Genomic DNA, 9,849 nt, shown 5'->3' on the forward strand with positions numbered 1-9,849 from the left:
TGATGGCGAAACCTCGAACGATTTGTTCAGGGTTCTCGCGGACTGGGACGACATCCTTAAGCACCGGAAGTCACGCGACTTTCCGGTGCCGCCATGTCCCTGAGCGACACCTTCAACCCGCCATCCACGCCGCTTTCCAATAACCCACCGTCCAAGGCGGAAAGGCTCGCGCCCTTCAGCCTGCGCCTCACGGCGGAAGAACGCGAACGCCTACGGCGCGAAGCGAAGGGCCTGCCGTTGGGTGCCTATATCAAGGCGAAAGCTCTGGGCACCGCGCACCTGAGCCTGCGCCGCGCCGGTATCTCCATCGAGGATCGGGAGGCGCTGGCGCAAGCCCTCGCGTTGCTGGGCCGCTCGCACATCGCCAGCAACCTCAACCAGCTCGCCCGTGCGGCCAATATCGGCACGCTGCCGATGACCCCCGAGACGGAGGAGGATCTGAGCGAGACCATACGCGCGGTGCGCTCTCTGCACACGCTGCTGCTGCGCGCGCTCGGCATGCGGGGGGTCGACCCATGATCCTCAAGGCATCCCAGCGTGCTGGCGGTCAGAATCTTGCTGCCCACCTGATGCGCACCGACGATAACGAACATATCGACCTGCACGAGCTGCGCGGGTTCACATCCGACAATCTCAAAGGCGCGTTTCAGGAAGCGGAAGCGACCGCCAAAGGCACGCGCTGCCGCCAGTACCTGTTTTCACTGAGCCTGTCGCCACCAGCGCAGGCGCACGTCACGGCGGACACCTTCCGCGAAACCATCGACCGCATCGAAAAGCGTCTCGGCCTCGAAGGCCAGCCGCGCGCCATCGTCTTCCATGAAAAAGAAGGTCGCCGTCATGCGCATTGCGTGTGGTCGCGCATCGACGCGGAAACCATGACGGCGAAACAGCTTTCGTTCTTCAAGACGAAGCTGATGGGGATATCGCGCGAGCTGTATCTCGAACAGGGCTGGGAGATGCCCCGCGGCATCGCGAAGGCAGGGCAGCGCAATCCCCTCAATTTCACGCTGGCCGAATGGCAGCAGGCAAAACGGCAGGGCATTGATCCGCGCGAGACGCGTGCGCTCGTGCAAACCTGCTGGAAGCATTCCGATGGCACTCGCGCCTTCGCACGCAGCCTCGAAGAACACGGCCTGTTCCTGGCGAAGGGTGACAGGCGCTCCTTCGTGGTGCTCGACCACACCGGCGATATTCATGCGCTCCCGCGCCTGCTCGATCTCAAGACGAAGGACGTGCGCGCCCGGCTCGGCGATGGCGACGGGCTACCCGGCGTCGAAGACACCAAAGCCCTGATCGCGCGGCGCATGACGCCCGCGATCCGCCGCCATGTCGAGGAATCGAAGGCGCGCTTCCGGGAGCGATCCTCCGTGCTCGCCGGATGCAAGGCGAAGCTCACGCACGATCACAGACAGGCCCGCACCGATCTTTCGGATCGCCAGCGTGATGAGTGGGAGCGCGAGAACAGCGACAGAGCTGCACGCCTTCCCAAAGGGCTTGTCGGTCTGTGGCATCGCCTCACCGGCAAATACCAGCAGGTGCGTTCGCTCAATGAAAGCGAAGCCAAAGCCACGCAGGACCGGCACGCCGATGCGCGCGAGCGCCTAATCGAAACCCAGCGCGAAGAACGGGGCCGCTTGCAGGAACGCTTCCGCGAGCTGCGCGGCAAGCAGGCGGGCGAGCTTCTGGAGCTACGCCGCGAGATCGGCCGCTACCTCAAATTCTCGCGCGGCGATCCCGCGCCTGCCCGTGCGCGCAAGAGCGGCCTCGGACTCAAACTGGAACGCTGATCTTCAACAGGAGGAGAAACGCCATGAGCAACAAGAATGACGGAAGTTCCGAATTCGCGATCGTGTTCGGGCTCATCGGAGCAAGCGCGCTCCTTCTTATCTTTGTCTTCTACATTCTGGGATTGGTATTGGCCGCCGTATTTACGGTCATCTCCATCTGCGCCTGGAACAAGCCACTCCAACTCGGGCAAAATGTCGTCACGCCGGAAGAGGCCCAATTTTTTGTCTATGCCGGTATTACTGGTGCCTGCGCGATTCCGATGCTGGCGTGGCTGTCGTCCGTTCTATGCGGCTTCCAAATTCACCCCGACGCATGGCTGCATATGTACGTCGGCGGTTACTGTTTCGGCTCGATCGGTCTGACGATGTTGGCGACAAACGCCGGTATGTTTGCACCACCAGCGGTGGAGCCTGTCGCCCCTACCTTACCTGCTCAAATTGCACCACCGCCCGCGCCCAAGCCTGAGCCCTTTCGCTTCGCGAGCTGGGAGGACGAGGAACGGCCATCATGAGTCTGCGCCGTTTCACGGAACTCTACGAAATCATCTGGATGTTCGAATCCCACGCGCAGCAGCGGCTCTCGTGGGAGGATTCCGCGCAGGCGCGCATCGCCCGCGCGCGGGCCGAAGCTCTCGCCGCCGCGCAGCTCGCCGCGATGCTCGATGCCAACCCCAGCGGCCAGCTCGGTCATGCGAAGCTCGATGACGAAGAGGCGCTGCGCAAGGCGGGTCTGTTATGAGCGCGCTCGTCACTTCGTACGCGCATATTCGCCCCGGCATCGAACTCGGCTTCTTCCGGTGCCAGCCGGTTATCTATGAGGGCACCGAACCCGTCGCCATCGATGCGCAGGCGGGCAAGGGTAAGCTCACGCGCTTTCTGGGTGTCAATCTCGTCTCGCCCCGCACCGCGCACCTCACCAAGATCGTCACCGATCCGAAAGACGCGGAACTCGCCTGGGTGTCATGGAAGACGCTTGAGCGGCAGGGCTACCGCGTCCGGTTCGTCAATCCGGGCAGGCTCTACGGCTATCCGTCCGAGAGTTTCAACTTCAACACACGGCTGCTGGAGACGGCCTCGCAGCTTGCCTTTCGCCCGCTCGTCTGGGAAGCGGCGTATGATGCCGCCAGCTATCTCGTGCCGGTCGATCCAAACCCGGCGCACAAATGGATCGGTCAGGGCGTGCGCACCAGCTTCGCGCTCTACAACAAGATCACCGCGCTTTATCCCTCACCACGCTGGCCCTGCAATGTCGGCGGGCTTTGGGACTTCTTCGGGCGCGCGCCGGATGAGATCGCCGACGATCTGCTGCTGTGGGCGTCGGATTCCCGGATGGAAGAAGACTGGGGCATGTGCCGCCTGATCGCGAGCCTTACCGCCTCCACCGATCAATGGAACGCCTATTCCTCAACCGTCGTGGAGCGATTGCAGGGTTTCCAGCCCGGCTCGGCCGCACGGAGCATCACGGAAGAAAACAGCTTCGATCCCGCCGATATGAAGCGCGAGAGAACCGCGATCTTCATCATTGGCTCGGCGCGCTCGGAGACCAGCCGTAACTTCGTGGGATCAATGGCCGCCGCCATCATCGAACGCTTCGCCGATGCGCATGGACCGCTGCGCGCCCTGGTCGTCGGTGAGGAATGGGGACAGCTTTATGTCTCGAACTTCCATGAAATCCTGACCCTCTACCGGCAGGGCGGTATCAATTTCCTGGGCGTCTTCCAGAATGCCGCCGCGCAAGTGGAGAACCGCTACGGGCGCGAACTCGCGCGCATCTGGCGCAAGGCAGTGGCGCACACGATCTATCGGGGCCTGCCCGACACCGAAACGCTCAAGGAAATCGAGCACCGCTCGGGCAAGACTTCGGTCATGGTGCGAGGCCTCAACGTCAACCAGAACCAGGTCAGCGGGTCCGGCGACAATCTCGCCGAACAGGCTCGCCCGCTGCTCCAAGTCGAGGACATACGCGCGGCCACGGGCGGGGAGACCGGCCTGCTGGACTCCCGCGATCAGGGCTTCTTTACGCTCGAAATGCCGAGTTTCTGGGAACGCCCGGAACTCTCGGGCTACCTTCGGGACGCGCGAAAAAAACCGGACCGCTACGATTGGCTCGCCCGCGCGCCATACCCGATTATACCTGATTATACCCGATAAGGTTCAGCCCCGCCTGAACCTCTGCCCTTCGGCGAGAACGGGGGGCAAGCGGAAAGAGCCTTCGCGGGGAACCGGCCAAGAGCCGGGCGGAAGGTCTCTTGCAGCGCGCGGGGCAGAGCCCTCAGCCGCAGCCTAGACATTGGGAGAAATAATTCAAACGCTCGCCTACCCATCTTCTTCCGGGAGCACTATCGACAACTCTTGAGGGGAAGCGCGTTGCGCGCTAAACCTCTATTGCGCATCCTACTGACTATTTCGGGCCGCGGCAGCGCGTATTGCCGCCTCTAGGTCACCATCTTTCAGCTCATAGGGCGTCAGCATCCCTACATTGTCCTGATTGATGTGAAGTTGCCCCTCATTTCCACTGTTTCCACGGTGCTGCCCTCTAGAATAGGCGGAATTGTCTCTTACGTCAGATGACGCCATGACCCAGAGGACGATCTCGTCTCTGAAAACCGCCACCCAAATGAACACATCACAGCACTGCGGTTTCAGCTGCTGGAAATTCATAAGGAACGGCCGCGTGGAACTTCGAGAAAGAGCCTTCATATATAGTGGCTCGGCACTTTCACTATCGACCGCGCGTGACGCCTTTACTTCGATGCGAATTCCATCGAGCCAACAATCGTAATCTCCTACATATTGAGCATGGAGCTTCTTTGAAGGGATCTTCAGCTTAGGGCACTTTCCGAAGACGTAGGTCTGCGCAAATTTTTCGCCGAATCCTCGCGGCGCGGATATCTCGAATATCCAAAGATTGGGATTCTGCGAGACATACTCAGTGCGTATCTCTAGATATTGAGCGAACGTTAGCCCCGATCCGCTCATCATGAGCGCTAACATGTGCTCATATTCGTTGAACGGAAAGATGGCCTGATCTTCGTCGATTACCCGCACGATTCTCGCTAAATCCTCTGGCGAACCTGAGAAAGTGGAGCAAATCCTATTTTTTAATTCGATAAGATCCACCGCGCGTCCTTTCAATTCCAATTTCTTGCAACAGCCTTACTTCATCGAACTCCCGCATCGCGGCCAACTGGTCTGCAAAGATAGGAAGTCGCTCGATATCTGAACGCAGCACTTTGTGTGTCGAGAAAATTTTCCCGTAGATCCAATTCGAAAAATCACTGCTCAGGTATCGAGCCAGCACCCGCATAGAAACAGGAAACTCTCGGTCTGGGATCACGAGGTTAGCACTATTCAAAATCATGGATTGGTCTGTATCGTGATAGAAGACCAGCTTTGAAGAGATGAACCGGTAGATCAGCTTCCCGCTTGCCTCGTACATCTCTTTCGGGGCGACCTGCTGAAATCCGGACATGTCAGTCGAAATAAAGTTGGTCGGCGGCTTAAGACAATCTATCTCGATGTCTGCTCCGCGATAAACAGGGACAAAGCCTTCTTTTGGAATGGCGCTAAGGTGGCGTTTGTTGTTGCCAGTTACCACGCCCAAGGCCCATTTCGCGCGACCAGCTAGCGTTACATGCGGCAGCGTGTACAGATGCCGAAGCAAGGTCGCATCCTCAGCATCTGTGGCGTAGTTCAAAATCGACGAAGGGTTGCCGAGAAAGGAAGACTGCTCTCGTGTAGTGATACACCCTGCGTTCGCACACCTAACCATTTGATTCCGGTCGGGCGGTTGTTTTGTCGCGACAAACGATACCGCGCGGGACAGTATCCCCGCGAAGGGCTTTCCATGGTCAACAATCGAAATTAGGTGGTCTGAAAGCAGTTTGCGGCGCGCAATTTCGAAAGAGGCAACATTAAAGAATGATTCGGGTAGCAACATCCCATAATAGCCATTTGGTTGCAGTAGTTGCTGGCATGCCAAAAGAAAGAGCCCACTACTATCTAGAGATTTGTTGCATGAATAGATCGCAGCCAAACGCTCCTTATCTGACGTCGCCAGCTTTTTGCCCCACGGTGGGTTAGTGAAAATGACGTTGGCGGGAGGAATAGTGGTTCGTGCAACGGGTGAGGAATTCAGGAAATCGGCATCAAAGATGGTCGCAAGGCTGCCGCCGGTCACTTCCTTCATGCGCTTTCGAGCGATGCCCACTGCGGTTTTGTCCACGTCGCAACCATAGACGTTCTCTGGCCTGAAGCCCGCCCGGACAGCCGCCGATAGGAAGTTTCCTGATCCGCAACAGGGATCAAGGAAAATGAAGTTTGATCGATCCTCTGGAAGATGCGAAAAGAACAAATCGCATATTTCGCTGGGAGTGTAGTAGACGCCCTCCAAGTTGCGGTACGATTGAGATAGGGAGCCCTCGTACAGAGTAGAGATGCTATCTCCCGTATGTTCCGGGCGATCTAGCAATTCAGCGATTAGGTTCGTGAGTTCCGAGTGGTCGTGATAGTCGTACTGCGATTTATTCGCGCGCATAGTCAGCTTGTCGGAGCCGACAACGTTCTCTCGAAAGGCATCAAGGGAAGCGCGGCTAATTCGCTTTCCTCCCACCAGCTGGAGGTATCCTGTCTTTATCCAATTGCGTACCGAGGCATCTGAAACGCTCATAGCTGCCGCCGCCTCCGAAACTGTGAGGCAGTCGTCGTCAGTTTCCAGAAAGGATGCTTGGCTCGATTGCATGCAGCATACTCTATGCCTCAGCCGACGTTGAACGCGACTTGAAGTAAGTCCTAATTGGTTGATGTTACAAAGGGGTAGGGTGTCCGATTCGACGGACCGAGGAAACTACTATTTCCCAAACGGCAGATAGCACCAACAGCTTTTTGCGGGCCGCTGCGTTGAAGATCAGGAAACTGGGGCTTTTGGCGGTCCCTCGGGTCAGGGCTTCCGCTTTGCGCACTTCGCGACCTTGACCATTCGTCCGCACTCGCCGCTCAGGCAGGATTGCAAAGACTGGCAACCCATACCCAACGAGGGCAAAGAAGCTTGTATGGAAATTTACGCGCGCGTTTACCTGCGGCGGGAGCGATCCTCTTTGATATAGCGAATGAAGGGCCGCTTTTCCGGATAGCCGTCCACGATGCGTATGAGCTTCAACGCCTCGTCGCTCGCATTGCGCGCGGATATCAGCATTTTTTCCATGCCGCACCATCTTCCCCCGGAAAGATAGCGTTCGTGCTCGCGGGTGATTTTGTTGTGGTCGATCTGCTTGAGGATTTCGACGGCCTCGTACAGCGAGGTGACAGCTTCGGGGATTTTGCTTTCGTATTCCGGCCGCTCGTTTTCAGTCACCGGCCTTTCCTCGTCACTTGTTGCCATCGCGCATTCTCCTTTCGGCCTCGATCTTGTCCAGGGCGGCTTCCGTGTCGCGCAATGCGGCGATCAGCACTTTTTCGAGTTCTGCGAACTGGCCGAAGCTGTCGCGCCCTTCTGCGTTGCGGGCGATCTTGTCGATCACCGCGCCAGCCTCAATCACCGCCCTTAAGCGTCTGTCGGACTCGGCCTGGTCAAAAGGGGATTCCATCGTCGGCGGGCTCCTCCTTCGCTTGCTCCGCGTCGCGCAGATACGTCTCGGCGGCGTCCATCAGGATATCGGCAGCGGCGTCCTGAACCGTGCAGAAGATGTTGCCCTGCTGGTCCTTGCAAGCGAGCGCCAGACCTTCGAGCACACGCGGCTTTAGCCATAGCGTAAGCGGAATGGTCTCTGGCGGTCGCCTGGTCTTCATAGGTTCATCCCTATCAACGAAGCGTCGATAAGCTGCGCGCCTGATCGCTGAGGCCGCATTGAATCACGCGGCGGTCCGCTTGTGAATCCTCCACTTGCGGCGCGGATTCACAAAATAATCGCCTGAAACCCTTGAATGCCGATTTTTTGGAAAGAGTTGTTGTCATCGCTCACAACGTACGAGGCAACTTTATGAACTTAACTCAAGCGGCTAGCTTCGTTAGCAACCTCGCGAACCGTTTGAGAACACTCGTTTCTAAGCGTTTGCGGGTTCTCAAAGAGTCCATCCGGAACACTCAAGGCGGACCTTCACCGGTCCGGCTCATAGGATTATTTTCCTTGAATGTTCTACATTTGTTCTATACAATCGCACGCTTGCCTGCGGGCAGGAAGGAGGTCGAAATGACGGAGAAGCCCGACCACGGTCTTCTGGAAATGACAGAACGAGCCGCCTCGTGGGAGTGCGTCGCTGCGCAGCGACGTGAGCCGCAAGGTCTCTCCACGGCCGATTTCGATCCGGCGGCTTACATGGACGACCTGAACGACTTCGATATCACCGACGACCAGAAAGAAGAGCTTCTAGGAATTCTCTGGTCGATCATGGCGTCCTTTGTCCGGCTCGGTTTCGACGTAAAAATCTGTGAGCAGATTTTCGATGCTGCTGGCATCCTGCCCTCCGCAGAATCCTTGCGTGTAGAATTCTCGGATGCAGCGAAAACAAGCGATGAAGCGAAAGGCACACGCCGGGAGGAATCCCATGACGGGAGATGATCTCCAAGCCGTCATTTATGGCCGTGTGTCGAGCATAAAGCAGACCACGGTGGGAGACGGGCTTAGGTCGCAGGAAACGCGCTGCCGCGAGTTCGCGCGCATGAAAGGCTACGAAGTCGTCGCGGTCTTTTCCGACGACGTATCCGGGAGCTTGGTCGAGCGGCCTGGGATGAAATCGATGCTTGCCTTCCTGCGCAAGCGGCGCGCACGCGGGACGGTTGTCATCATCGATGACATCTCGCGCCTCGCACGCGGCCTGCAAGCGCATATCGAGCTGCGTCAGCTCATCGAGAACGCGGGCGGTCTTCTCCAATCGCCTTCCATTGAATTCGGCGAAGACCCGGACTCACAACTCGTCGAACACCTCATCGCCAGCGTGGCGCAGCACCAGCGCCAGAAGAATGCGGAGCAGACCAAGAACCGCATGCGCTCGCGCGTGATGAACGGCTACTGGGTCTTCCAGGCTCCGGTGGGCTACCGATACGCCGCTATCAAAGGGCGGGGCAAGTTACTCTTGCGCCAGGAGCCTGTGGCGTCCGTCGTGCAGGAAGCGCTCGAAGGCTATGCTTCAGGGCGCTTCGAGACGCAGGCCGACGTGATGCGCTTTCTTCAAGAAAATCCACTCTTCCCGAAGGATGGCACCGGCATCGTCCGACATACTCGCGTCAACTTGCTGCTCACGCAGTGCGCATATGCGGGATATGTCGAAGCTCCGAACTGGGATGTCTCGCTGCGCCCCGGCCAGCACGAGGCATTGATTAGCTTCACGACGTTCCAGCGCATTCAGGATCGTCTGAACGGCCTGGTGCATTCGCCGCGCCAAAAAAACGTCAACGAGGATTTCCCGCTGCGTGGGTTTGTCGTTTGCGCCCATTGCGCAACGCCTCTCACCGCCTGCTGGTCGAAGGGCGCGTACAGCCGCCACCCTTACTATCTGTGTCCCAAGCGCGGCTGCGAAAGTTACGGGAAGTCGATCCGGCGAGACCGCCTTGAAGGGGAGTTCGAGCAGCTTCTTCGCAACGCAACGCCGAGCGAGGCGCTGTTCAAGGTTGCGACAAGAATGCTTCGGGAGCACTGGGATCGCCGTCTTGCCAACGCGCAAGCCGAAGCGAAGGCGCTGGGCGCGCAACTTATCAAGATTGATCGTCAGGTATCACAGCTTCTCGAACGCATTCTCGATACGAGTGTGCCTAGTGTGATTGCCGCGTACGAAGAGCGCATCCGCAGGCATGAGGAAGAGAAGATCGTCATCAAGGAAAGAATGGCGACTAACGCGCAGCCTGCTAGCAGCTACGAAGACACACTTAGAACTTCGCTCGCGTTCCTCGCAAACCCTTGGAATCTTTGGGCTTCCGGTCGTCTTGAGGACCGCCGGACGGTGCTGAAATTGGCCTTTGCGCGTCGTCTGGAATATGCCCGTAATGAGGGACTTAGAACTCCAGAAATGACCTTACCATTCAAGGTGTTAGGTGGTTTTTTCGGTGCTGAAAAAGTGATGGCGCCCC

The 9,849-nt window shown here is 58.1% G+C and carries 12 protein-coding genes; 7 read left to right on the top strand and 5 right to left on the bottom strand.

Annotated features, from left to right (window positions below):
* Nucleotides 1-93 precede the first annotated feature (93 nt).
* Genes T281_RS13920 through T281_RS13940 form a run of 5 tightly spaced genes read left to right on the top strand, consistent with a single transcriptional unit; the run spans nucleotide 94 to nucleotide 3,938 of the window.
* Nucleotides 94-519 (top strand): MobC family plasmid mobilization relaxosome protein, encoded by a 426-nt coding sequence (locus tag T281_RS13920; RefSeq protein WP_037240411.1) that lies wholly within the window; start codon nucleotides 94-96, stop codon nucleotides 517-519.
* Nucleotides 516-1,787, top strand: coding sequence for a relaxase/mobilization nuclease domain-containing protein (locus T281_RS13925; protein WP_037240413.1), 1,272 nt, complete (start codon nucleotides 516-518; stop codon nucleotides 1,785-1,787). Before T281_RS13920 ends, T281_RS13925 begins: the two co-directional genes overlap by 4 nt.
* Before the next feature lie 23 nt (nucleotides 1,788-1,810).
* On the top strand, nucleotides 1,811-2,299 hold the full coding sequence (locus T281_RS13930) for a hypothetical protein (protein ID WP_037240415.1): 489 nt from the start codon (nucleotides 1,811-1,813) through the stop codon (nucleotides 2,297-2,299).
* Nucleotides 2,296-2,526: a hypothetical protein gene (locus tag T281_RS13935; protein WP_037240418.1), complete on the top strand. Its 231-nt coding sequence runs from the start codon at nucleotides 2,296-2,298 to the stop codon at nucleotides 2,524-2,526. The genes T281_RS13930 and T281_RS13935 overlap by 4 nt, the downstream gene beginning before the upstream one ends.
* Nucleotides 2,523-3,938 (top strand): type IV secretory system conjugative DNA transfer family protein, encoded by a 1,416-nt coding sequence (locus tag T281_RS13940; RefSeq protein ID WP_052037504.1) that lies wholly within the window; start codon nucleotides 2,523-2,525, stop codon nucleotides 3,936-3,938. Before T281_RS13935 ends, T281_RS13940 begins: the two co-directional genes overlap by 4 nt.
* A 243-nt stretch (nucleotides 3,939-4,181) precedes the next feature.
* Here T281_RS13940 and T281_RS13945 read toward each other — a convergent pair whose 3' ends face one another.
* The 5 genes from T281_RS13945 to T281_RS13960 form a co-directional block, all read right to left on the bottom strand.
* Nucleotides 4,182-4,907 carry a hypothetical protein gene (locus T281_RS13945; RefSeq protein WP_155955257.1) on the bottom strand — a complete coding sequence of 242 codons (726 nt, stop codon included), beginning with the start codon at nucleotides 4,905-4,907 and terminating at the stop codon, nucleotides 4,182-4,184.
* Nucleotides 4,882-6,528, bottom strand: coding sequence for a TaqI-like C-terminal specificity domain-containing protein (locus T281_RS13950; protein ID WP_052037506.1), 1,647 nt, complete (start codon nucleotides 6,526-6,528; stop codon nucleotides 4,882-4,884). The genes T281_RS13945 and T281_RS13950 overlap by 26 nt, the downstream gene beginning before the upstream one ends.
* Nucleotides 6,529-6,858: 330 nt before the next feature.
* On the bottom strand, nucleotides 6,859-7,167 hold the full coding sequence (locus tag T281_RS13955; protein WP_037240421.1) for a hypothetical protein: 309 nt from the start codon (nucleotides 7,165-7,167) through the stop codon (nucleotides 6,859-6,861).
* A complete protein-coding gene (locus T281_RS18875) occupies nucleotides 7,154-7,306 on the bottom strand; it encodes a hypothetical protein (RefSeq protein ID WP_155955258.1) in 153 nt (50 codons plus the stop codon). Before T281_RS18875 ends, T281_RS13955 begins: the two co-directional genes overlap by 14 nt.
* 49 nt (nucleotides 7,307-7,355) lie before the next feature.
* Entirely contained in the window at nucleotides 7,356-7,574 is a 219-nt protein-coding gene (locus tag T281_RS13960) for a hypothetical protein (RefSeq protein ID WP_037240424.1), read from the bottom strand.
* Nucleotides 7,575-7,975: 401 nt separating this feature from the next.
* On the opposite strand from T281_RS13960, the gene T281_RS13965 reads away from it, so the two are divergent.
* Both T281_RS13965 and T281_RS13970 read left to right on the top strand, forming a co-directional pair.
* Nucleotides 7,976-8,344: a hypothetical protein gene (locus T281_RS13965; RefSeq protein ID WP_155955259.1), complete on the top strand. Its 369-nt coding sequence runs from the start codon at nucleotides 7,976-7,978 to the stop codon at nucleotides 8,342-8,344.
* Nucleotides 8,331-9,849: recombinase family protein (locus tag T281_RS13970; RefSeq protein WP_037240429.1), on the top strand; the 1,519-nt coding region annotated here is incomplete at its 3' end. The genes T281_RS13965 and T281_RS13970, both read left to right, overlap by 14 nt.

Origin of the sequence: Rhodomicrobium udaipurense JA643 (assembly GCF_000636015.1) — a bacterium.
In the GTDB taxonomy this organism is placed as follows: Bacteria; Pseudomonadota; Alphaproteobacteria; order Rhizobiales; family Rhodomicrobiaceae; genus Rhodomicrobium; species Rhodomicrobium udaipurense.

What these genes read in the sequence shown, in the direction of transcription:
- T281_RS13920 (WP_037240411.1), top strand. Translation starts at nt 94, where the DNA reads ATGTCCCTGAGCGACACCTTCAACCCGCCATCCACGCCGCTTTCCAAT.
- T281_RS13925 (WP_037240413.1), top strand. Translation starts at nt 516, where the DNA reads ATGATCCTCAAGGCATCCCAGCGTGCTGGCGGTCAGAATCTTGCTGCC.
- T281_RS13930 (WP_037240415.1), top strand. Translation starts at nt 1,811, where the DNA reads ATGAGCAACAAGAATGACGGAAGTTCCGAATTCGCGATCGTGTTCGGG.
- T281_RS13935 (WP_037240418.1), top strand. Translation starts at nt 2,296, where the DNA reads ATGAGTCTGCGCCGTTTCACGGAACTCTACGAAATCATCTGGATGTTC.
- T281_RS13940 (WP_052037504.1), top strand. Translation starts at nt 2,523, where the DNA reads ATGAGCGCGCTCGTCACTTCGTACGCGCATATTCGCCCCGGCATCGAA.
- T281_RS13950 (WP_052037506.1), bottom strand. Translation starts at nt 6,528, where the DNA reads ATGCAATCGAGCCAAGCATCCTTTCTGGAAACTGACGACGACTGCCTC.
- T281_RS13955 (WP_037240421.1), bottom strand. Translation starts at nt 7,167, where the DNA reads ATGGCAACAAGTGACGAGGAAAGGCCGGTGACTGAAAACGAGCGGCCG.
- T281_RS13960 (WP_037240424.1), bottom strand. Translation starts at nt 7,574, where the DNA reads ATGAAGACCAGGCGACCGCCAGAGACCATTCCGCTTACGCTATGGCTA.
- T281_RS13965 (WP_155955259.1), top strand. Translation starts at nt 7,976, where the DNA reads ATGACGGAGAAGCCCGACCACGGTCTTCTGGAAATGACAGAACGAGCC.